Below are 22,548 nucleotides of genomic sequence, written 5' to 3'. Positions count from 1 at the left end.
GTACTAGTCAATGTCAGCTCCCCTGCTTTTTTGGACGATGCATTGCGCATCGACTTTTCCCATATCGGTTTCGGAAGCTACCAGACATGCTCACCACCGTTCAATGGCCGCAATATGTTGCGAACGATGGTTATGAGACGGCTTGTGTTTCCGCAATAGCCTCGGACAGTTGGGTCATGGGCTTGGGCTTCCCCCAGCGCGCAGGGCGGAACTTAGGTAGTCCTCCTGAGCTACCGTCTCGATGGCGTTGGGCCTGGCGTGCCTGATAAGCGCGATCACCTGGTCAGGTGACAGGCCCGTAGAAGCGCCTGCCAACAACAGTGCGGCGACCGTCCCGGCTCGACCGAGCCCTCCCTTGCAGTGCACGACGACACCCTCTCCCTGAGTCAACGCGCGACTGAGAAGCTCCGACAAACTTGGCCAAACGGCGTCGAACCATGACGATGCGTCGAAGCCATCCGGTACCACTCCCGGTACATGACCATCAAGGATCGGCGCGTGGTGCCACGCCAGTCCGTGCGCAGCTGCTTTGGTCGGAAGATCCGGCACGGAAAGCTCTTCGAACTCCCACGGCGCGATGAGCGTGACCAGGTGCGTGGCACCCCAGTCCCGGATCGCCTGAAGATCGGTATCGAGATCCCTGTCCCAACGACCGCTCATGGCGGACAGCTGCTTCTTCCCGGGGCAGAACGTGATGCCGATCTTGCCTCCGCTTTCGAGCTCAATCGTCCCGATGCTCAGCGGATGGCTTTGGCTGGTGCGGATGGTGCTACCGCCATGGCCCTCACGGGCACTGGCGTGCTTGATCAGCCGATCCTGAAGGTCCTGGAGGAGGTCCTTGCCGCGCAGCCGTTCGCGCCACGACAGGGGAATGCCATACAAGCCGTATCGGATACCGGCGATCCCGCCAGCAACCGCCGCGGTCGTATCGGTGTCCTGCCCCAAGGAAACCGCGTGTCGCACAACATCGGCGTAGCTCGCCGACCGATCGAGGGTCTGACGGGCCGACCAGAGCGTGTCGACGACATAGCCCGAGCCCTGGACACGATCGGCCCAGGATGGATCCAGCACGAGCTCGATCTCCTCGATGGGAAGTCCTGCATCGGGGCCAAGCTGGCGGAGCGTCGCCTCGGCCCTCTCCCAACTCCCGGCATTCGCCGCCAGCTCCCCACGCGCCCAAAGACACAGGAAAGCGCACGCGACGGCGGCACGCGGGTGGCCGTGCGTCGGCAACGACTGCCGCGCAGCCATCGTGATGAGGGAAAGGTCGTCGCCTGTATGCCAGAGCGCCAACGGAAGCACGCGCATCAGCGAGCCATTGCCGTTGTCGAATTCCCCCTTGGGACCCGCCTCTTCCGGTGCGATCCCGGCACGCAGGCGTTCGATCGCCCGGGCCGTCTGCAGGCCAATGTCGAAGACCTTGCCGTCGACCGCCAGGTGTCCCCAATCCGCCCAATTCACCAGCCGACGGGAGAAGTCGCCCAGTTCCAGCGTCCCCTTGTCGAGCAGCGACTGCAGCAGGCAGAGCGCCTGGGCGCCATCGTCCGACCAAGTTCCCGGTGGCACGCCTTCATGCGAGCGCGGGAAGCCTTCCGGCGGATCGAAGTCGATCTGTTCCCGAGGAGGGAGGTCGAGCGCGTCATGAAACTCGTAGGGCACGCCCAGCGCGTCGCCGATCAGCAGGCCCTGCAGACCGCCCGCCAGGCGATCCCGTCGTACATAGATGCTTTCAAGCTTTGCCATGTCGTCACTCCCGAGGCCGGCGGATCTCAATGGTGATCCACCGACGTATCTCCGTCTGAGACGGATAGACCTCACTCCTGCAGTCGTCCGCCGTCAGGTCACCAGACATCCTTCCCGCTCAGCCAGCTGGATCGTCGCCTTCATCCCGGCGTTGAACTCCAGGAAATCCGCCTCGATGCCGTCGCTGAAGATCACCCCGTAACCGGCCATCTGGGACACCAGCTCGAGCGGCTGGCGACGGGTGATCTGCCCGAACACCAGGTCTGCCTGCGTGGTTCGGCTGGGGAACGGCTCCCGTACGGTGAACTGCAGCCGCTCCGCGTCCCACGGGAATCCGCGGCCCCGCATTGCTTCGACGGATGTCGGCAGCGCATGCCCGCCGATCGCCACCGCACCGGCCAAGAGACTCTGGAACCAGCCGGTCGATCCCAGGCCCGTCGACACGATCAATCCGCTGGAAGAGTGGGTTTCCACCTGTTCACCCAAACGGATCTGGTAGCGCGCCGACACGTGGCTGCGCGGCCCGATGAAGAGGTCGTTGACCGCGAAGAGCTCCTGCCCGTCGCTGAGCGAGGCCTGGGCCATGGTCACCCGCTTGGCCGGGCGCCGGCGTGCGATCGCTTCCGGCACCAGCCGCTCCAGATCATCGACCGCGAACGGCAGCAGCACGCCGTCCCAGCGACCGGGGTCGGGATTGACCCCGACCACCGGCTGCCCGTCCTTGAGGTACTTGAGGGTGTTGGCGACCAGCCCGTCCTGCCCCAGCACCACGACCAGGGCGTCCGGCGCGAACAGGTAGTTGGCCAGGAAACCGCGGTCCAGCCGCTGGACCCGGCCGAAGCGGCCCAGCACCGCCTCGGCCTGTCGCACCGCCCACTGGTAGACCCGGTGCTCCTCGGCATAGTCCGAGAGGTCCGCGCCCAGGTGCTCCACGTAGAAGCGGGCCTGCTCGATGGTATTGAAGCGCACCACCAGATCTTCCAGCCGGGTGTGCCGGGTTACCAGCACGATGCGCTGATCGAGCGCGTCCATGGCCTCAGGCCTTCGCTACGTGCTTGGGGCGTGCCTGGGTCAGCTGCTGCAGCAGGTCCGGCGAGATGTTGAGCTCGCCGATCCGCTCCGCGTTGGCTGCCAGCCCCTGGAAGGCCTGGGCGATCAGCACGCCCGGGTCGGCCTGACCCACCATCAGCGCCTGCAGCACCCGCGGATCGATGTCCTGCACCGCCTTCATGGTGGCGGCCACGGCGTAGGCCTTGGCATCCGCTTCGGTGCGGGCGTTGTCGCTGCGCAGCGCGGTCAGCCCCTTGTTCTTCTCTTCCATCGCGATACGGCCGGCCATTTCCTGGTCGCGGATCGCCTGGCGCTTGCTCAGCTCAGCCTGCTCCGCTTCCAGCTGGGCCTCGCGGATCTGCCGCTTCTTCGCCTCCACCGCGATCTCGGTGTTGAGCTCGTTCTCCTTCACCGAGCGCTCCTGCTCGATCGCCGCGTTGCGACGGGCGTAGGTGGCGTCGTCCGCCTGCTTGAGGATCTGCTCGCGGACCTGGGCCTCCAGCGCTCGGGCCGTTTCCGGGTTGGGCTTCACCGCGAGGATCGCCAGATTGACCAGCTCCAGGCCGAGGCTGGGCAGGCCGTCCGGGCGCTGCAGCCCCTCGCGGACCGCCTTCACCAGGTGGTCCGAGCCCTGTAACAGCTCCTGCAGGGTCTTGCCCTGCAGCACCGAGCGCAGTTGCACCTGCACCGCGTTGACCACGCGCTGCGGCAGCTTGGTGTGGTCCTCGGACACGTAGCTGCCGTCCGGCTTGAGGGTGAAATTCATCAGGCCGGCGAGCGTGGTCGGGGCGGCCACGCGATAGGTCACCTGGCCCTGCACGGTGACCACCTGAAAGTCGCTGCTCACCTCCTGGAACATGAAGGGCGCATCCACGCTTTCCAGCGGGATCGACACCAAGGAGGCATTGGGCGCGAAGTACCAGAAGGACAGACCCGTCCCCTCGCGCACGGCCTTGCCGTTCTTGTATTGCAGCAGGTAGGTGCTGGGGCTGGCTTTGACGTAGCGGAATCCAAACATGGCAGTGCTCCTTCCTTGAGAGTCAGATGATTTGGCTGCGGGCGCGGACGTCGTCGAACGTCCAGTCGCGTACCAGCTGGCCGTCTTCCCAGACGGTCTCCAGGGCATGCGCCCAGCCCACCGGCGGTTCATAGGCTTCGACCGTCGGGACATCGTTCGGGACGGTGACGGTCTTGTAGGTGCCGTACTCGCGGTGCCGCAGCAGGGCCAGGCGGCCGCGCTGCGAGGTCTTGCCGGCGTCGGTCGCCGGTGCCTTGTAGACGTCGATCCACTGGCCATCGATGCGGGCGGCCGAGCACTTCAGCGCGAACTTCTGCGTGTCGCGGTTCATGTGCTGCAGCAGTGCGCCGCCCATGCCGAAGGCGAGGTTGTCTGTGGCATAGCCGGCGGCGGTGATGCGCTCGAGGATGGCCGCGATGCTGTGCGGGTTGACCCCGTCGCCCTGGATCAGGCGCACGTGGTTCAGCACCTTGTAGCCCTTGCCGTTGACCGTGCTGCCGAAGGCGGCGTCCAGCCGCACCAGGCACTCATGCACCACCTCCACCGGGTCGCCCGAGTCGGGGCGGATCACCACGGTGGCGCCCGAGCGAATCACCTCGTCCTTGAGCGTCTTGCCCCAGTGCTCGTCGATCGCCCGATAGATGTCGTAGCTGTCCGACACCACGGCCAGCAAGGCGCCGGGCTTGCCGAACTGGGTCAGCATGTTCCGGAACGCGTCCACCTCACGGTCGCGACCCCAGCTGGTGATCGTGCTGTGCTCGGCGGCGGGGATCGAGAAGCCGGCCATCGGCGCACCGTAGAAACGGCGCGCGGCCAGTACGCCCGACACCGTATCGCTGCCCTGGAAGTTCACCAGGTGGGCCATGCCGCCCAACGCAGCCGACTCGGCGCTGGAGACCCCGCGGGCACCGAAGTCGTGCAGCTTGAACGGCAGCTGCTCGTCCGGCGCATCGCTGGTCTTCTCCAGGTAGGCGCGCAGGGTCTGCTTCACGTGCCAGCTGACCGTGGCCACCGTCACCGGGTACCACAGGCGCAGCAGCAGGGTTTCCAAGTAGCTGGGAAGCCAGAAGGCGTCCGGGTCGGTCGACTCGAGGGTGACGAGGGCCTGGTGGGTGGGCACCACGCTGCCTTCGGGCACCGCGCGGATGCGCAGCGGCAGCCGTCCGCCATGGACGTCGACGATGCGGCGCCACCCGGCCTCGTTGAAAGGTTCGCCGTGCCCGGCGAAGAAGTCGCGCGCCTCGTCCACGTCGGCGTGGGTGACCGGAGCGCTCAGGTATTCCTTGAGGATGGCCTGCAGGCCGAAGAACACCGTCTTGTCGTACTCGCCGCCGCGCGACTCGACGTAGAAGAAGGTCTTGTCGGTGCCGGGCGGGTACTGCAGCCAGTGGCTGGCCTTGTAGCTATCGGTGTTGAGGAGAAGATTGTTGAGGTAGTGCATGACGGAAGCTCCTTCGCGTCAGGTGAACCGGCGGTCTATCCGCCGGCGGGAAGACGGGGGAATCAGCCCCGTCCGAGGAAGAACTCCAGGATGTAGAGGTGGTCTTCGAACAGCTGCGGGCCCATCTCTAGCGCCTCGCTCACCGGGAACCAGCGCGCCTTCTCGGCGTCGTCGCTTCCCTTCACGGGCGGCAGCTCGCCGGCAGGGAAGTCGAAGTGGAAGGCGTGGGTGATCGTGCGGCCACGCAGCGAGCGATCCGGGTGGTCGAAGACGTGCTGGTTCTTCAGCGAACCGCGCAGCACCGGCACCGGGATCTTCAGGCGGGTTTCCTCGCGTAGCTCGCGCAGGCAGCTGGTCAGGATCGTCTCGTCCGGCTTGATGAAGCCGCCCGGCAGTGCCCACAGGCCCTTGCCGGGCTCCGAGCGGCGACGGACCAGCAGCACGTGGCCCGAATGCACGACCACCGCATCGGTGGTGACGAAGGTCGGTGCATAGGGCGCGGCCGACCAGCCGGCACGGTAGTCCTCAATGAAGCGGTACTCGTTGAGCAACTGCTCGAACGCACCGCCGTTCTTGCGGAACGCCTCGAGCATCTCGAACACCGGCCCCGGTACGTTGCTCCGGAGCATCAGCAGGCCGCCGTGGAAGTCGAGCTTGCCGGCCTCGAACAGGTAGCGGCGCAGCTCGGTGGCTGACAGCGTCTCGGTGTGACGCACATCGACCAGCGGCCACTGGGGGAATTCCTGCAGGTAGTAGCTGCTGGCGTCCTTCTCCTGGCCAATCAGGCCGACCCGGCTGTCCGCCGAACCGCGGTCCTCGCGGATCGCCTCGTTGACCTTGCGCTGCACGGTGGCGACCCACTGTGCCTCGTTGTAGAGGTGATCGCGCAGCGGAAGGGTGATCAGGCGATCGGCGGCGTCATCCAACGCGGCACGAATCATCACCGAGCGTTCGGCGACGGTCCAGGGATTACGGATGGAGCGGGGGGTGTCGGCCGAACCAATCAGGAAGATCAGCTTCTTCGCCTTGCTCAGCGCGTGGCGAGCGACGGCGGCATGCCCGATGTGGAAGGGCTCAAAACGGCCAATGAAGACCAGGTAGTCGAAGTCCATGAGAATCCCTCACGGTTGTTGGGTCTCCCAGGTCTGTCCCAGAAGGTGAGACAAATGCTACGCCGAACGATCACCAAGTCAACGCTTCCTGCAAACACGCAATAGGAGGTCTGGAGACAGCATCAAAGAGAATGAAAAATCCAAACCGCACACCCCACGCGATCCATGCTGTAGTGAGGAGGTCGGATACCGCAACGTTTGATGCCTATGTTGCTCAACCTCCCCAAGTTGATCCCTGACCAGACGCTCTATAGCTGGTGTGGATGGGTCCAAGCGTGGAACGGGTTGGGTCCTGTCGCCACGAGCAGATGCCTGTTCGGCTCACCAAGCGCCGCCTTGATGCACGACTTCCCGTCGTTCCTTGGCCTTTTCACCGAGCGGACTGAGAAGAAGCTTGGCGAGGCAAGAGCAGTAGCCTTGCGGCACACGCTGCTCGGGTACTTCCTCCCTCTCGCACCCGCTTCGCTTGCCGAACACCTACTTCAGTGTGTCGTCATAGGTTCGGTACCGGACCTAAAGATGAAGCTGGGGATACCCGCGAGCCGAATCGGTGGGCGTCATCCTCTCAAGGGCTGTCCAGCATGCTTTGAAGAAGACGAGGGGCGTCACGGGTTCGCCTATTGGCACGTAGCGGAGCAGCTTCCCTCCGTCATGGTGTGCCGAAAACACAGGCGCCCTTTGCAGATTGCCTGGGATCCCGTCACGCCCGTGCACCGTCGGGGATGGCTGCTTCCGAAAAGAGGATTGAAAAGGGACTGGATCGAGGTGCCCGTGACGACAGATGAGCAGATGGAGCGCTTGCTCTCTGTCGCAACGCTGTCAGTTCACTTTGCAGCGATGGAACCGGGAACCCTCGACCCCAGGGTGCTTGCGAAGACGTACCAATTGGCCCTTCGCGGTCGCGGGCTTGCCACAGAGAAGGGAAGTCTACGAATCGCAGCACTCGTTCGGGCGACGCGCTCCCACTATCGAGGCATCGAGGATGTGCCGGGTTTCGAGGCACTGGGATCGATCACCGCCGATTGGCCAGGCCTCGCCGGCGCGCTCGCGCGGCGTCGCCCGAGACCGGGGCATCCCCTTAAGCACATCCTCCTCCTGTCCATGCTGTTCGACACGTGGGCCGAGTTCCGCGAAACCTACTCCGAGGCGCTTGCGGCGACCGAGGAACCCATCCACTCCCCCGCCATCGATTCCCATGCCGTACAGCTCGAAGCGTTCAGACAGAACGTGATCGATGGAGACTCGATCCGTGCGGCATCGGCCAAAGCGGGCATCTGTACAACCACCGGAGTCAAATGGGCGACCCAGCTCGGGCTGACGTTCACGGCTAGAACGAAGTCCTTTACAGAGGCCCAAAAGCGCAAGGCTCGAAGAAAGCTTCTCGCCGGTAGCGATGTCGACGATGTCGCGACCGAGTTCAGTGTCAGTCGAATAACGATCAACCGCATGCTGGGCTCGGATCCGAGCCTACAAGAAGCATGGAGGTTCGCCCGCTTCGTAGCCACGCGGACCCAAGTCCGAAAACGCTTCCAAGCCTTACTTGCAACGCACCCAAATCTACCCGTGAAGGCGCTCAGGTCGATTCGCGGGAACGGGTACATGTGGCTGTACCGCCATGACAGACCATGGCTACTTGATCACCTACCGGCACTCTGGCAACCCAGCAGACTCCGCTGAGTCTCATGGACTACCTATGACTTCCATCGCCTATATGCCCTATCTGAGCCCCGGTACCACTTTGCATAGTGCTGCCGTCATAAACAGCCGAATGTATGAGCACAGAACCAAAGCAAGTACGCGGCAAAGCATCTACGGGCGAAGCCAGAAAGGGGCGACTGGAGACATATTCGGATCAGGCATTGGCAAAGTGACAAAGCGTCTATTTGACCCAAGCGACGACTTCAGACGCATCCTCGAGCAGCACACATTGTTCGGTATTTATTCTCGAACCATGCCTCCTGTCCTCGCGGGACGCCTCGCCAGCCAACTGGAGGCCGGCGATCGCTCTCACTTCCGCAAGGCATTTCGGGGTCACCGTCAGCGACGAATCCCTAGGCTAGCCACCCTCCACTTGCGGTCCTGCAGCAGGTGCATAGAAGAGGACCTGGATCATCTGGGCTTCACAACGTGGCGAGTGATCCACCTGATTCCGTCCATCGCACACTGCCCCCACCATGGCCTCACGCTGCTCGATGAAGGCGAACCAAGAACAGCTACACAAGATACATGGAGGCTTTGCCTACCGGGAGAACAGCCCACAAAGAGAACAAGCGTTGGTGCGGCAAGGTTGCCAATGTCTGACGGCTATGCCTCATACCTGAACCTTTGGCAAGACGTGTTTAGCGGCAACCTCACGGGGATTGCGCCACACCCTTGGATGTTGGTGATGGACGCTGTGATTCGGCACTTTGGGAGCATCGGCCATGCTTCCGCAGAGCTATCAAAGTCAATCAGAAGACTCTGGGGAGTCTCACTTGAAGAAATCGCCTCCGCCCTCGAGATTCCGGACGGCGGCCTCTTCATGCAAGCGGAGGTTGAGCAACGGGTGCAGGCAAGCTATGTAGCTTCGCGCCTCATTGTTGTGACCGCCCTCGACGAGCTGCGGATGAGTCCACCTCGCCGCGAGCAGGGGCCGCATTGCACACCGTTAGACCTATCCGAACCAACCCCTTTCGGATCATGGCTCTCTCCGGCAACTCAAGCGGAACTTCGAGAGCACACCATGGATGCAAACTTTCCGCCTGCGCTATTTCGCGAACTTGCCAAAGACGTGAGCCGATACGAGATCGATGCCAACGTACACATCGACCGGATCATGATTGAGAAATACGTCGAGAGCCTTCCAGACGAGCTGCTTGAAGTCATGTTCAAGGAGCAAAGTTGGAGCCGATCATCCTGGCTAGCGAAAGAGCTTAGAAGGCGCGAAAACGAATGGTCTCAAAATAGAAGCTTGACTTGTCGCACATGCTAGCGCTTCTTGGGTCGGGCGCGATCACTCGCAGAAATTAGCGGCTCCTGGGTTCCCTCCAGGCCAGCAAACATCTCCAACTGGAGCTCGACGCGTGACACGCCCCCCGTTGCGCGTTCCTCGGCCCTTTTGCTTTGATGCTTGGCCTTGTACTCCCCCGCCTTCCTTCGTCGCTCCAACGCTTTTTGAATCTCGCTAATGGGACTTGGATGCGCACGCAAATCCTGACTACCACCAGAGACATCTGGCGCACGCGCAACCCCAGTTGAAAAGGCCGCTCCTCTAGTTGGAGAAGCAGGCTTTGGGATGTCAACGAACCTTTCGACCGGCGAAGCTCCACTAGCTTGCTGAGCAATATTAAGCAGCTCAACGACTCGCGGAGATCTCCGCGCTGCAACCAAGTCACTGAGCTGAAGCTGGGCCGATCCCCCGCCGCGGCGGAGGGAAATGCGCTGCGCCTCGATCCAAAGAGGCGCAAAAATTCCAGGGACTCCGCCTGCCACATCAAACGTTGTATCGACGATTTCGCCGACTGATGGAATTTCCTCACAAAGAGCGAAGCGACACATACCCGGCACAAAGTCTCGGGCCCACCACGGCTCAAAAGCTGTTGCAGCAGGCGTCATCTCGTGGTGACCAATCGTGGAAAGGCGCCTCACGTTCTGCGAGAAGGACTTCAAACTCGCGAAAGCCAGCGGGTTGCCGAGCAGGAGAATCGGAATACCGAGATTCATAAGACCGAGAAAGAATAGAACCAAGGACTTTCGCCAAATGCTTTGTTCAAAATTTTCCAACTGATTCTCATCGATCGCCAGCAGTCCAACTCGATGCGTCGACAGTAGCTTGGTCACAAAAAGTAGTTGGGCATCCAGATTTCTCTTTTTTCGGCACTCATCGGAGTAGTCTGTACCAAGCACTATGTCCATACTCTCCGTGATACGTGAAAGCAGTCCACCTGGCGTGCCATTAAATGGGCCATCGATCACCAAGTAAAGCAACTGCGTCAGGATCGACCACCCACACTGCTCGCTTTTGCTGTGTATAACAACCTGCTCCGGAGCGACCGCCTCTAATGCCCGCAAGAGAGTCGCTGACTTACCCATGCCGGTCATTGCGGAAATCACACCGCCACCGGCAGGCGTCCGTAACGACTGGAGTGGAATTTTTTCGACATCATGTGTCAGCGCGAGCGCGTTGATCCGACGCTGCTCGGCACCAGAAAGGGGATTACGTGAGACCAGACCGGAACGTATAACTGCCTGTATGCTTTCAGCCACTTCAATAGTTTGACTTGTTGGCCAATAGTGCTTCTCGTGAAGATCCAGGAAAGCATTCCTGTACCCAGGAGCCATCAGCTTCCAGTCGATTCTCTCAAGCGGCTGCCTTATCAATGCTCGAGGCAGATCGTTAAAAGGAATGAACGGCGCCAGCGCCTCTAAGAGAGGATTTGGCCCACTGATCAGCTCGGGGTGCTTTAGATATTTCTCATTCACCGATCGAGACTCTTCATAAAATCCCTCATCGCTCGATCTGCAGCATCATCTATTGCATCATGAGGAGCAGGCGCGCACACCGTTTGCGATCCAACAGGATCCAATGATGGTGGTTGATTGATTAATGCAATCTCTTTTCGCGCATTTGCTTTCAGCGACTGCTTACGGCTACTACCACACACTGAGGCATTGACGGCTCCCTTTGCCTGTTCCTTCTTTTCCCTCTTTGCACCCTTCGTTATTTGCAAACGCCTGATGATGGTGTCGAGCCCCCGCTGGTCAACCTTCTCACGCTTAGAGTCCAATCGGAGATCTTTGTCCTGAATATCCATAACGCAATCAGTTAGCGTCATCTCTTCCAGCAATGCCTGTTCGGCCTCCACATTGGGAACAGCTAAAAGACCTGTATCGGTCGCAAGCCACACGCGGCTGAGATCTTGGGGGTTGAGCTTCACAAGCAAGCCAATCGCTTTCCCGCGCTCGACCGCGCTTTGCCATGAGTGCAAACTCGTCAGTTCACCGCAGAAGAAGCGGTGGCCCGGAAGCCTCCGAATTCCGTCGTCCATCAACAGATGGATACCATCCCTTTTCATAACTGCCCGGCGCTCTGTCAGCAGATAAGCTCTTAGCTGACCCACATCAAACGATATGTCCGCGCGCATCCCATGATCACGCATCCATCGAAAAATATTTATCCGTGTTGGCGACAAGCCTTCCTTCCTCATCTCAAAGGGCGCGAGGTGGGGGACTTCTTCGCTGTTGAATTCAAGTACAGCGAGGATGTATTCGTGCATATACTCGTGGTAATTCCACAACGCCGCGTTCGCCGGATTGGACTCTCCGCGCCCGGCCTTTCGCCCTCTTGTTGTTCCCGGCAACTTATGGTCAAACGCCTTGTGATCCGTATGGTGTTGGTTCTCGACAAGACTTTTGCTTTGACCACTGCCTGACTTTGCGTACTCAATTCCGAAATGGAAATTTCGCTCGGCCTTCTGCAGAGCCTCTGATTTCATTTCGCCGTTATCTGCAAGATAAAGCCGATGGAGCATGCCCGGCCAATCATCTTGGTTTATTTTTACTCCGAATCTCGCAGCCACCTCTGTCTTATCTTCGGACGCACATAGAATCGCCTGCAGGGAAGTAATTGAGCTTACGGGCTCCCACCCCATATAGAAGCCCATAACCGCAGTTGATCGAACATCAACGACTATGGTCCTTCTCATTGGAGGCAATATTTTGTGTCGCGATAGAGCCGAAGTCAGATAGACATCTGAAGACGTCGAGTCAATCATGGCCATTTGGCCGACGGCGTGGACTTGATCTTGCGCACTCCCCGCCAAAGCGAGTGTCGATGTCTGCCAGTTCTCCAATCCAGCTATTTTTCGTCGCAAAGGGGTACCGTGAAGGGCCCGCCCCCAGTAGGCGAATTGCACCTCGGTTGGTCTGAGGCTCTCAGGGAGCAGGCGGCGCTTCAAACTACCGGTCTCGTCTTGGTTCGTTTCTGACCAGTACGCCCCCATGGTTAGGAGATAGGCGTCATGCATCGTGACGCCTGGCTTCACCAGCGCGTAGCCAGCTGCGAGCCGTTCCCTGTCGATGTCCTGTGGCACGTAGCCTTCGGATTGAGCGAGGCCCGCCTTGTATAGGCGGGACTTTCGTCCCTTCCGGCGCGGCGAGTATGGCTTTCGCTTCCCTGGTCCGCCGCAAAGGTTCGTGTGGGGTAGGAGGCTGTTAAGACATTCACCGCCGGCCCAGTAGCGGTGCACCCAACTATAGATGGTGGGCACGCTGCGCTTGTAGAGCTTCGCCGTGGAGCGAACACTATCGGCGAGGCGTTGGGTCGTCGGCACGAGATCTTGAGCTAGCTGATCACCTACGACGGCATGCACTGCTCTCCAGCGAAAGTCCCTACTTTCAAGTCGCTTCGATCGCAGTTTCCTCTCTCGATCATTCGGCGCGTTTTTCAGGTAGTCCGCGTCCGTCATCTGCCAAAGGCCCGGTAGAGAGACTTCCTCCATGATCAGGGCGCCGCGTTCCAGGGCCTCAGAGATTAAGGATAGGGGGTAGCACTTTGGACCAGGGCAGTACCGGCGCTTCTCAACGTTCCGGCAATTGTCCTCAGTGAGCAGAATCAGCCAAACAGCTTCCGCAAGTCGTTTTACGGAAAGGACTCGATGGGCACCCGTGAGGATTGACTCACCCAGACCCGGGCGAATGATGTGCCCAAGCACGGGGATCACGGCTCTACTCCGAAATAGCACTCACGGAGGCGGCGTCGAAGTGATCGCCCACCGGACCTCAAAGCTCGCGCCATGCTCAGAGGCTGCGATAGATCCACATCTAGATCTTGTCGCCATATAGCGATTTGCAAGGCTTGCAGACCTTCTTCCTCACTCCAGCCAACCAGCTTGGCCGCTGAGCGAGACGCCACGCTTGCGCGGACTTCGTGCGCCACTGGCTTCATTTCGGCGACGTACGATTTGTACGCGTTGGTCTCGAGGTACGCGTCCAGCTGGTTCTTCGGCATGATGGGTGCCAGCCAGTGGAGCTGAACCAATAGGGTTTGGCATATCTGCTCGGGATGGACGAGCTGGTGCGGGAACCCTGCGGCAACGCAGTAAAGGCGATCCAGTTGCAGGCGTTCCCACAAGCGATCCGTCTCTTTCGCAGCGCGAAAGAGTGCCTTTGGCTTGCAGCTGAAACCAATCAGGCGGTGTGGCGCAACCTCCTGCGGAACTGTCACCACGAAGTCCAAGGTCAGGACGTAGGGAACATTCAGACCCGGGTACTTGCCGAGCTTGATGCCAGCCTCGCGGGCGACCTCCACCATGCCTGGGTGCTTGTCGCCCCCAGCTCCATGAATGCCCAGTAGCTTAAGCGGCTGTGTGTGTGGCCAGGGCCACAGCGGATATTGCTCACGGACGTCTTCGGCGCCCAACCACCAAAGCAGCAACCCGAATTCGCGCTCGCCCCTTGAGAGGAAGTGAGCCAACCGGGTGAGGTGCGGCACCGGAATGACATTTTGGTTCGAGTACGGGGACGAGCGGTTACGCGTGATCTGCTCCCAGGGCTTGTAGTCATCTCCCGCGCCGAGGCCGCGCCCCTCCTCGATCCAACTCACGAGCTTCTTAAAGGTCACCCTCATGGCCGGCGGCCCAAGCTAGCCACCGAGCCAGCGGCACGTGCTTTCCGCAACCTAGTGCCGGCCAGACAAACTGCGTGTTTCTCGTGCACACACGCCTCCGTTGCCGCCCGATGGGCAGCGTATGGTTTGGGGGGAGGCTTGACTTGAAGAGGCGGCAGGGAAGACACTGCGCTCAAGCGAGTCAGACTTGATTCTTCAGGTCACGCCGGAAAACCACCCCGCCACAGGGTGGTTTTCTTTTTTCCGGTATGGGTTCTCTAACCTCGTCTTTGCCGATGCTCCCCCTTCCTGCGCTTACCCAGGCTCGATCCGCGAGCGCTCATGCGGGCCACTGCCGATCTATTGGCACAGGAACTGTCTGGCGAAAAGCCGAGATGCCCAGGGCTTCCGATGAGGCTGGCGAAGGGTTTACACATCGAGGCTCGTCCGGGTTTCGCCCCCTTGGCTAACAGTCCGGTCGATCCAGGCCGCAACAGTCTCGGTCGACGCATACCAACCTCGGCGCCCCTCAATCGTAAACATTGGAACCGGCAGGCGCTGTCGGTATCGCGCTTGCCTGAGACCATCCGGATTCTTGAAGCCCAATAGCTTAGCGACCACCGATGCAGACAATATGGGCCCATGCTCGCGCATGAGCCGTTCAGTCATGGACACGTCTTCGGCACGCTCGATCACACTTAGTCCGGTTCAGTGATGCACGCCGACGATAGCGCTAGCCGGAATGGCTTGCAAGTGCCTGATTTTCCGAATAATTACTAGTACGCGCAACGGGGGAATTCATCCTCATCGCACTCTGTGGCCTAGCGCCAAGAGCCGGCCTCGACTGGGACTACGTGGTGCGTGGGCAGGGAACCACATCGCCCGAATGCTGAAAGCAGTCAGCTGCAACAGCTGCAGTTCGAAGAATCATCGCGCTTTCGCCATATGCGTTTTTCGTGCAGCTTTGGATGTCACAGGGCTGGCCGCGCTTTGGCCGTCTTCTTGTGGCCAGGGATGTGCAGGTTGCAGCCACGGGGGAAGCACTACTTATCGTGTGGCTCTCAGCATCCGATCGAAAGTTACGAATGCCCGCGCTCACTAGCCAATACTTGCGCCTAGCATACTGGCGTCGCACCATCGGACCTCGCCAAGGATGCGTTGGGGGACGCATGGCACCGATTCGACTTTCCATGGACGCTGGATTCTTCTCCGCCGAGGTCATCGCGCGGACAGCGCATCGGTACACCGACCACTTCTTTGTCGAGCTGACCAGCTCCGACGATGCGCACATCGCCATCCTTACACCCAAGCACGACGACATTGATTCGACCTGCATTGAAGGGCGGTTTCGAAACGATGCTTTGGACGAGCGCCTGCGCGAGCGCATCAAAGCCGAAACGGCCGATCTGCACGTGTCACTGGTTCAGGCGGCACTTGGGCGAGCCATACCAACCAGGCCGGAATCGTGAGATTCGCTCCCAAAGCAGCATTTGAAGGGCACGCAGGATACCGGCTTCTTCCCATGCGCTTCCGCCGCCTGCCCTGGGACGAGAGCCGAGTGTTGGTGACGTCTTTGTCCGGAGACTGGCTCTTGATGTCACGTGCAGACTTCGCACGCGTCGTGGACAAAGAACTCCGCAGCAACGAACCGCTCTTTGCCGATCTCCAAGCGCGCCACCTCATCATGGCGGACTCGGCAACCTCCACCCTCGCGCCCCTGCTCTCGCAGTACCGCACTCGGAAGCGGTACATCGAGCAAGGCCCGAAGCTCCACATTTTCGTGGTCTCGCTTCGATGCCATCACACTTGCGCCTATTGCCAGGTCTCCCGGCAGCCGCTCGGGCAATCCCAGTTCGACATGTCAGGCGACGCGGCCACACATGCGGTGGAGCGATTGTTCGAGTGGCCCTCGCGGGACTTGACCATTGAGTTCCAGGGCGGCGAGCCTCTGCTTCACTTCGAACGGATCAGATCGCTGGTTGAAGCCATCGAATCCAGGAACCGCCATGAAGGTCGGAACATCCGGTTTGTCATCGCGTCGACCCTGCATGACCTGACCAATGACCAGCTCGCCTTCATGCGGGGCCATCGCTTCGACCTGTCCACATCCTTGGACGGACCAGAATGGCTGCACAACGCCAATCGCCCCCGCCCGGAGAAGGACAGCTACCGCCGGACGGTGGAGGGCATCGAGCGGGGAAGAAAGGTGCTTGGAGAGGATGCGGTCTCGGCCCTCACCACGCTCACCCGGCGTAGCCTGGAAGCCCCAGTCCAAATCATCGACGAGTATCGGAAGCTGGGCTTCCATTCCATATCTCTGCGCCCACTGAGCCCCTATGGCTTTGCACTCAAGACCGAGACGCGAAACGGCTACCCCATCAGGGATTTCCTTCGCTTCTATGCCGTCGCGCTCGACCACCTGCTTTCGGTCAATCGCTCGGGCTACTTCATCGAAGAAACCTACGGCCGCATGCTGCTGGGGCAACTCCTGACGCCCTTCTCCCACGGCTACGTGGACTTGCGCTCGCCAACCGGCGCCGGACTGGGGGCGGTCGTCTACGACTACGACGGCACGGTGTACCCGTCCGATGAAGCGCGCATGCTCGCCTCCATGGGAGACCGCTCGTTCGCTCTTGGTCGCGTCGACCAGCCCGTCACCACCTGGCTCGAATCACCCGCCATGCAGCGCGTCTTGGCGGCCGGTGTGGCAGAGGCCCTCCCGACCTGCGCCGACTGTGCGTATGTCCCGCTATGCGGGGCCGACCCCATCGACCACCTCGCCCGGCAAGGCGACACCATCGGGCATCGCCCCACCAGTGATTTTTGCCGCAAACAGATGGGACTCTTTGACTTGCTCTTGGAGCGGTGGGAGACCGGCTCAGGCCACGACCGACAGATCTTGGAAAGCTGGGCCCACCGAGCCACGCGCCGAGAAGCTCAGCCAGAGGACGAGGCCGCCTGATGCATGCTTTGGACACCAAAGCCGCCATGGGCGGATGGACCGGCCCGACCTTAGTTAAGGTCGCCCACCTTTCCGACTTCGCTGCCGGTCAGTTCCCCATTGAGCGCATGGTGCTCGACCTCAGAACGCAGCAAGGCCAGCTGGCGTCCGCCGCGCTGGCTGCCCTCCCATGGGCCGGATTCTTGGTCGATGAATCAGGGCAGGCGCCCGGTGGAAGACCTTGGGTTGCCCTCCCTAAAGATGGCTTAGCCGTAGCGGCTGGGGACGCGATCGAAGTGCGGCCTGAAACACACAAGGTGGCACGGCGGTATCGCCGGGGTGGAAAAAACAACATTCTCTTCGCCACTGAGCGCTGCAACAGCTTTTGCGTGATGTGCTCGCAGCCACCAAGGGACATCCAAGACGACTGGCGGGTCCAGCATCTGTGTGGCCTGGTCGAGCTCATCGACAGGGATACCGGCCAGCTCACTGTCACTGGCGGCGAACCCACCTTGCTAGGCCAAGGGCTCAGACGCGTCATTGAGCACTGCGCCACGCACCTCCCCCAAACGCACATCCAGGTGCTCACCAACGGGCGAAGTTTTGGCAAGGGGACGCCGGCCGCCACATTCGCGGCGCCGCACCCCTCGCTCATCTGGGCCGTGCCGCTGTACGCCGATCATTACGCCTTGCACGACTACATCGTCCAAAGCTCAGGCGCTTTTGCAGAGACCGTTCGGGGGCTCTATGCCTTGGAAGAAGCCCGGCAGCGCATCGAGATCCGCGTGGTCTTAGTCAAACCGATCGTCGCCCGACTGCCTGAGTTGGCCCGCTTCATCTACCGAAATTTCCCATTCGTTGAACACATCGCACTGATGGGCACCGAGCCCACCGGCTTTGCCAAAGCGCACCGGGACGAGCTCTGGGTCGACCCCGTCGACATGCAGATGGAACTCAGTGAGGCAACGGAGTTCTTGTCGGCCCGCGATCTGAGCGTTTCGCTCTTCAACCTGCCTCTTTGTACCCTGCCCAAACCGCTTTGGCCCTTCGCCAAACAGAGCATTTCAGATTGGAAGCAGCGCTACTTGCCGGCATGCGATGCCTGCGAGGTGCGAAAGCAATGCGGCGGACTGTTTGCCTGGGTCACTCCGGAATGGACCAGCCGAAGCATTCATCCCATTGAGGGGACATCTCTATGCGCAAGTCACTAGCCCTTACCGGAGCAGCGCTCGCGGCGGCCCAAGGCACCGCACACAGCGCCGACCATGCGGCGACCACGGCCCACCTGACAGAACTGGCCGTTCGAGATGCCGACTTCACCGTGACGCTCGCAGCACCGCTAAACGTCAACATCCACAACATGTACGCGAGCCACGCATCCCATAGCTCGCATGCCTCTCATGCATCACACAGCTCAGGTAGCGGTGGCTCATACCGCGCCGCGCCTGTGTACGCGCCCTCCTATAGGCCCGCCCCGACACCCGCGCCGTCGACCATGCCAGATCTTGGCCCAAGCGCGGCACCACTAATCTCGCCGAATACCACCCGGGCCAACGGTGATCAGTTGAAGATGATGATCATGCGGGTCCAAGCAGCCCTGTACTCCAAGGGCTACGACCCTGGTGCCATCGATGGGGTGATGACCTCAGAAACCAAGCAGGCGCTGGCCAAGTTCCAGGGCGCGCACGGCCTGCCGGCGAATTCGAAGATGACCACGGCCACATTGAACGCGCTGGGCGTAGCGCTGGGGCCATAGGACTGCCCCATTTCGACCCTAAGCAGCCTTTCCTCGGTAGAGTTGTTGTCTACAGGAGCTTGAGCAGCTCAAACTATGGCAGCGTTGGCAGATAGAGGCGGTCGAGAAGTTGATCACCTGGGCATAATTACTAGCGGACACGTAGGCTCTTGAGTACGCCTGAAGATATCCAATCTGTCGCCAAGGCGGTCAAGCCGGCAATAAAGACGGCAGCCATTCCGCGTGCTGGTTATGAGTATCAGGATCTGGCCGGAATCGAAGTTCTACTCAGGCACTACAGAGACCCCGGCCTATTCAATTGGGTAAAGCTAGAAGCGGACGATAGCCAGTTTAAAGCTCTCGACGATGTTGTGGCAGAGCGAGTCGATGGGTCCTACGAGTTCGTCCAGGTCAAGTTTACGGTCGACTCGGAAAGGTACGAGTTGGAATGGCCTTGGCTTCTTGAGAAGTCCGGGAAGGGGACTTCCATGCTTGCGAAATGGGCAGCTTCATTCGCCCGCGTAGCTGCCATGGGGCGGATTCACTCTGCTTGCCTGAAGACAAACCGGCCACCGTCTGCTGCGTTCCGGAAAGGACTCGTCGGTAGTCGGGTTTCGTTAGACAAGCTCGAGGCAGGACTGCGGAAGTCGGTAGAGGCCGAATGCGGCGGTCACGCCGAAGCTGAGCTCTTTTTCAACGCGTTCGACTTCTTGGGTGAACAACCAGAATTCGAAGACTACGAGCGACAGCTTCGCGATCAGGTGGTGCCCGCGGACACCGACCCGCTCGGGTGGGTCTATTTCCGGCACCACGTGCGCACATGGGCGACGAACAAGAACCAGCCGTCGCCTGATGGAAAGATTCTCCGCGAGCACGTAGCGCAAGTGATCAACAAGCGCCGACCCCAACCCCTGCGCCAAGACTTCGTAGTTCCTGAGGGCTACGAGCCGCCGAGTGCTGAGTTCTATAAGGCCGTGCGAAATAGGCTGCATGACAACAAATCCACCACCGTTATTTGGGGCACGCCGGGCCGTGGCAAGAGCACGTTTCTAAGTCACTTGACACTGAAACTTCAGGAAGAAGGGGCTGCGGTCCTCCGTCACCACTATTTCATTCCCGCCGAGGACGATTTTTCCGATCGGACCTCCTTCACGGATATCGCTGCCTCCTTGCTAGAGCAGTTGGGTGCGCGGCACTCAGGCTCCATGGATGGGGTTTCGGACAACTATCATGAGTTTCGGCGCTCTATCAGCGCGGCCGCCGCGAACCTGGCTAAGGAAGGAAAGCGGCTCTACATCGTCATTGATGGTCTCGACCACGTATGGAGGGACAACCGGCGAGTAGATCAGCTCAATCACCTCTTCAATGAACTTCTTCCCGCTCCAGAGAACGTGAGCCTTGTCGTCGGAACGCAGCGAGTAGCTGACGAACAGTTGCCCAGCAAGCTACTAACGCTGGCGAAGGATGACGACTGGCAAGAGATTCCAGCCATGGAGCAACCAGTTGTTCATCACTGGGTCGCGCACATGGACGAGGCTAGGCCATTGCTGCTGCGGTTCGACCCAGATCCAGAGCGCAGAGCAGAGTTGGTAAGCGAGATTGCGGATGCGTTCTTTCAAATCAGCCGGGGACATCCGCTACATCTGATCTATGCCTATGAGCAACTCGTTCGAGCTGGAGTACCGATTTCGGCCGATGACGTGAGGGCGTTGGACCCCTGTCCGGATGGTGATATCCGAACCTACTACCAAAGCCTTTGGGTTCGACTGACTCCGACGGCAAAGAGCGCTCTTCACATGTTGGCGGGTTCTGGGTTTCATTGGCCCAGCCTTGGAATTAGGCAGGTGCTGGGCGATTTCAGCGAGATAGATCACCTTCTCGAACCGCGTCGTTACGGCATGGTCCCATTCCATTCCAGCGTATTTGCCTGGGTTCGCGAAAGGGCTGATCACGACGAAGCGTACGTCGCTCTTCTACCGAAGATCGTGGCATGGCTTGAGAACGACGCCCCGGAGTACTGGCGCTGGGGATGGCTGTGGCTGACCAAGGCCCGCGCCGGTGACTTCGCCGACCTGCTGAGCGGAACAACTCGTGATTGGGTAGTGTCTTCTCTCTCGAACGGCTGGCCTCCAGAGCAGATCGAGAGCATCCTGAAATCGGCTGAAGAGAGGTGTTTCCTCGAGGGAGATCTTCCAGGAACTGTAGAACGTCGCAGTCTTAAGACGCGCGTGTCGAACGGTCGGGATTACCAGGCGCGCGACTTTTCGCTCTTCCTGGCAACAGCCTTAGCAATATCCAAAAATCGCCAGCAGACGCTCAACCTGGTTGACGGTCTCTTCGAGCTTTCAGACGAAGAGGTGGGCGCAATAGGGCGATATGGACTAGCCGAGTTGGCGTCGGAAACTCAACCGGCATGCCTAAGTGAACTAGGGCGGCGCATAAACACGTGGATTTCGCTGCGCCACCGTCCGCATAAGGAGTTCACCAAGCTCATTGACCAGTTGATCGCGGTTAGCGCCCAAATGGCGCCTGCGGATGTAGAACGAGTATTGAGTTTTCTACTCGGGTTCGAAGAGCCGGAGCCGTACGTTGCCAAACTTATTCGATTGTTGGGCAATGCTCGGAACTTGGCTGGACTCCAACTAGCACTGACTAAGCTGCAGGATCAGGCCTGGGAAGAACGCCGGATCAGTGCTTGCGATGAAATCATCAGGGTTGCCTGTCTTAACGGAGCAGATGCGCGCCAGCTGCCCCTGGGCGAGAATGGGCCCATTTCCCCTTTTGCTGCTTATTGGTTCCTCAGCAGAGGATTCGAACCTCCATCTGAAGTGCGCCACGCCAACGTGCCGACCGGGCTTGTACAGGGTCGCTACGCTTACGGATTGAGAGAGGAGGTGGTTGCTTTCTTTTGGGATTCATTCTGGTCAGCGCTGTACGTAGCAATGCGTGCCGGAGACGCGCCGTACACCCTAATTCCTCGGGATCTAGGAGGAGAGGAGGGCTGGATCGGAGTGGGACTGTCGCAGCTCGAAGAAATTGCGGCCTCGGTTGCTACAGGCGAACTGACGGCGGACTTTGCGGCTGTGTACTTGGGATCAGCAGATGTTGAAGCTGTGTTGCATGGTCCGTCGCCGGAGGAAGACTACACACAGTACATCGCGTATTGCGAGGCGCTTCGTAGGATCGCGTTAGATCTTCACCTTGCGACAAGTAACGGGGCCCGCGTCTCGCCGACTACTTTCGAGATCGCTAGAGCATCCGTACATTGGTCCGACGAAATCTGGGTTGCGCGTACCAGCGCATCTCGAGTTAGCGTTCTAGAGCCGGCTGCAGCTAAGACGATGCTGGCGGATGAGGCCAATCGACTTTTATCAAAGGTTGTGGAGTTTAGCGAAAGGTCCGAGCGATGGACTCTGTTGGCCGATGTGGCGAGGCTCTATGACGACGCGGAGCAACCAGCCTATCTGCGCCACGCAGCAGAATGCGTGGTTGGGTACGGGTGGAGGAAGGACCTTGGTGCGTTTGAAGTGTTGGACGCCATTTCGTGGGTTCATTCCAAGGATCCTTCGAACACACGCAAATGGCTGGAAACTGCCGCGCCAATAGTTGATCAGATCACGGAATTCACCGATGGGGACGAGACCGGCCACGTCAGGTCTGAGCTCATCGACGTCGTGAACAAATGTCTCTCGGAGTTCCTGCCAAGCCTTTTCGAACATCACATTGAAGAGGACGAGCACAGGTACGCGGACGAATGTGTCATCGAATACGTCGGATCCATGGACCTTTCCCTGGAGGAGTCGCAGGCCCTCGCCGGAACCCTAATCGACGCCAGGACGTTGGGGGCGCTCGAGAAACGGGCGGTCGACGATGGAGTTGTAGAGAGGCTTGTTGGTGAGCAATTGGCATTTATTGGCGGGGGG

15 protein-coding genes and 1 pseudogene are annotated in these 22,548 nt (G+C 60.1%); 8 read left to right on the top strand and 8 right to left on the bottom strand.

What is annotated here, in order from left to right; translation table 11 throughout:
• Positions 1–174: 174 nt before the first annotated feature.
• The 5 genes from C693_RS24075 to C693_RS0120320 form a co-directional block, all read right to left on the bottom strand.
• Positions 175–1,743 (bottom strand): ADP-ribosylglycohydrolase family protein, encoded by a 1,569-nt coding sequence (locus tag C693_RS24075; protein ID WP_017464126.1) that lies wholly within the window; start codon positions 1,741–1,743, stop codon positions 175–177.
• A 93-nt stretch (positions 1,744–1,836) separates the two neighbouring features.
• Entirely contained in the window at positions 1,837–2,775 is a 939-nt protein-coding gene (locus C693_RS0120335) for a hypothetical protein (RefSeq protein WP_017464125.1), read from the bottom strand.
• 4 nt (positions 2,776–2,779) lie between these two features.
• Positions 2,780–3,811, bottom strand: coding sequence for an SPFH domain-containing protein (locus tag C693_RS0120330; RefSeq protein ID WP_017464124.1), 1,032 nt, complete (start codon positions 3,809–3,811; stop codon positions 2,780–2,782).
• 22 nt (positions 3,812–3,833) lie between these two features.
• Entirely contained in the window at positions 3,834–5,252 is a 1,419-nt protein-coding gene (locus C693_RS0120325) for a nicotinate phosphoribosyltransferase (protein WP_017464123.1), read from the bottom strand.
• Between the two features lie 62 nt (positions 5,253–5,314).
• Positions 5,315–6,364: a bifunctional nicotinamide-nucleotide adenylyltransferase/Nudix hydroxylase gene (locus C693_RS0120320; protein WP_017464122.1), complete on the bottom strand. Its 1,050-nt coding sequence runs from the start codon at positions 6,362–6,364 to the stop codon at positions 5,315–5,317.
• A 201-nt stretch (positions 6,365–6,565) separates the two neighbouring features.
• Between C693_RS0120320 and C693_RS0120315 the strand changes: the two genes are divergently transcribed.
• From C693_RS0120315 to C693_RS24315, 3 genes and pseudogenes are all read left to right on the top strand, one after another.
• On the top strand, positions 6,566–8,041 hold the full coding sequence (locus tag C693_RS0120315) for a TnsD family Tn7-like transposition protein (protein WP_083868383.1): 1,476 nt from the start codon (positions 6,566–6,568) through the stop codon (positions 8,039–8,041).
• Positions 7,980–8,540, top strand: a pseudogene (locus tag C693_RS24520) (TniQ family protein); the annotation flags it as partial. The gene C693_RS0120315 and the pseudogene C693_RS24520, both read left to right, overlap by 62 nt.
• A 117-nt stretch (positions 8,541–8,657) precedes the next feature.
• Positions 8,658–9,335 carry a hypothetical protein gene (locus C693_RS24315; RefSeq protein ID WP_241762715.1) on the top strand — a complete coding sequence of 226 codons (678 nt, stop codon included), beginning with the start codon at positions 8,658–8,660 and terminating at the stop codon, positions 9,333–9,335.
• On the opposite strand, the gene C693_RS23925 is transcribed toward C693_RS24315, so the two are convergent.
• From C693_RS23925 to C693_RS0120300, 3 genes are read right to left on the bottom strand one after another with little or no spacing between them, the layout of a single operon-like run.
• On the bottom strand, positions 9,332–10,825 hold the full coding sequence (locus C693_RS23925) for a hypothetical protein (protein ID WP_157798681.1): 1,494 nt from the start codon (positions 10,823–10,825) through the stop codon (positions 9,332–9,334). The two genes, C693_RS24315 and C693_RS23925, sit on opposite strands and share 4 nt — an antisense overlap.
• Positions 10,822–13,065: a hypothetical protein gene (locus C693_RS23920; RefSeq protein WP_157798680.1), complete on the bottom strand. Its 2,244-nt coding sequence runs from the start codon at positions 13,063–13,065 to the stop codon at positions 10,822–10,824. The genes C693_RS23925 and C693_RS23920 overlap by 4 nt, the downstream gene beginning before the upstream one ends.
• Positions 13,062–13,946, bottom strand: a complete 885-nt coding sequence (locus tag C693_RS0120300; protein WP_157798679.1) for a TnsA endonuclease N-terminal domain-containing protein — start codon at positions 13,944–13,946, stop codon at positions 13,062–13,064. The genes C693_RS23920 and C693_RS0120300 overlap by 4 nt, the downstream gene beginning before the upstream one ends.
• A 1,172-nt stretch (positions 13,947–15,118) precedes the next feature.
• On the opposite strand from C693_RS0120300, the gene C693_RS0120295 reads away from it, so the two are divergent.
• The 5 genes from C693_RS0120295 to C693_RS23475 form a co-directional block, all read left to right on the top strand.
• Complete coding sequence (locus C693_RS0120295) at positions 15,119–15,418, top strand: hypothetical protein (protein WP_157798678.1); 300 nt, start codon at positions 15,119–15,121, stop codon at positions 15,416–15,418.
• Between the two features lie 53 nt (positions 15,419–15,471).
• Positions 15,472–16,911, top strand: coding sequence for a His-Xaa-Ser system radical SAM maturase HxsB (gene hxsB / locus C693_RS0120290; protein ID WP_017464116.1), 1,440 nt, complete (start codon positions 15,472–15,474; stop codon positions 16,909–16,911).
• On the top strand, positions 16,911–18,101 hold the full coding sequence (gene hxsC, locus C693_RS0120285) for a His-Xaa-Ser system radical SAM maturase HxsC (RefSeq protein WP_017464115.1): 1,191 nt from the start codon (positions 16,911–16,913) through the stop codon (positions 18,099–18,101). The genes hxsB and hxsC overlap by 1 nt, the downstream gene beginning before the upstream one ends.
• Complete coding sequence (gene hxsA / locus C693_RS23280; RefSeq protein ID WP_083868381.1) at positions 18,086–18,646, top strand: His-Xaa-Ser repeat protein HxsA; 561 nt, start codon at positions 18,086–18,088, stop codon at positions 18,644–18,646. Before hxsC ends, hxsA begins: the two co-directional genes overlap by 16 nt.
• Positions 18,647–18,795: 149 nt before the next feature.
• On the top strand, positions 18,796–22,548 hold a 3,753-nt coding region (locus C693_RS23475; protein WP_157798677.1), incomplete at its 3' end, for an ATP-binding protein.

The organism is Dyella ginsengisoli LA-4, from assembly GCF_000334915.1.
In the GTDB taxonomy this organism is placed as follows: Bacteria; Pseudomonadota; Gammaproteobacteria; order Xanthomonadales; family Rhodanobacteraceae; genus Dyella_A; species Dyella_A ginsengisoli_A.
The sequence above is the reverse complement of the archived record's forward strand: the minus strand, read 5'-3'. Positions and strand labels throughout refer to the sequence as shown.

What these genes read in the sequence shown, in the direction of transcription:
- C693_RS24075 (WP_017464126.1), bottom strand. Translation starts at nt 1,743, where the DNA reads ATGGCAAAGCTTGAAAGCATCTATGTACGACGGGATCGCCTGGCGGGC.
- C693_RS0120335 (WP_017464125.1), bottom strand. Translation starts at nt 2,775, where the DNA reads ATGGACGCGCTCGATCAGCGCATCGTGCTGGTAACCCGGCACACCCGG.
- C693_RS0120330 (WP_017464124.1), bottom strand. Translation starts at nt 3,811, where the DNA reads ATGTTTGGATTCCGCTACGTCAAAGCCAGCCCCAGCACCTACCTGCTG.
- C693_RS0120325 (WP_017464123.1), bottom strand. Translation starts at nt 5,252, where the DNA reads ATGCACTACCTCAACAATCTTCTCCTCAACACCGATAGCTACAAGGCC.
- C693_RS0120320 (WP_017464122.1), bottom strand. Translation starts at nt 6,364, where the DNA reads ATGGACTTCGACTACCTGGTCTTCATTGGCCGTTTTGAGCCCTTCCAC.
- C693_RS0120315 (WP_083868383.1), top strand. Translation starts at nt 6,566, where the DNA reads ATGCCTATGTTGCTCAACCTCCCCAAGTTGATCCCTGACCAGACGCTC.
- C693_RS24315 (WP_241762715.1), top strand. Translation starts at nt 8,658, where the DNA reads ATGTCTGACGGCTATGCCTCATACCTGAACCTTTGGCAAGACGTGTTT.
- C693_RS0120295 (WP_157798678.1), top strand. Translation starts at nt 15,119, where the DNA reads ATGGCACCGATTCGACTTTCCATGGACGCTGGATTCTTCTCCGCCGAG.
- hxsB (WP_017464116.1), top strand. Translation starts at nt 15,472, where the DNA reads ATGCGCTTCCGCCGCCTGCCCTGGGACGAGAGCCGAGTGTTGGTGACG.
- hxsC (WP_017464115.1), top strand. Translation starts at nt 16,911, where the DNA reads ATGCATGCTTTGGACACCAAAGCCGCCATGGGCGGATGGACCGGCCCG.
- hxsA (WP_083868381.1), top strand. Translation starts at nt 18,086, where the DNA reads ATGCGCAAGTCACTAGCCCTTACCGGAGCAGCGCTCGCGGCGGCCCAA.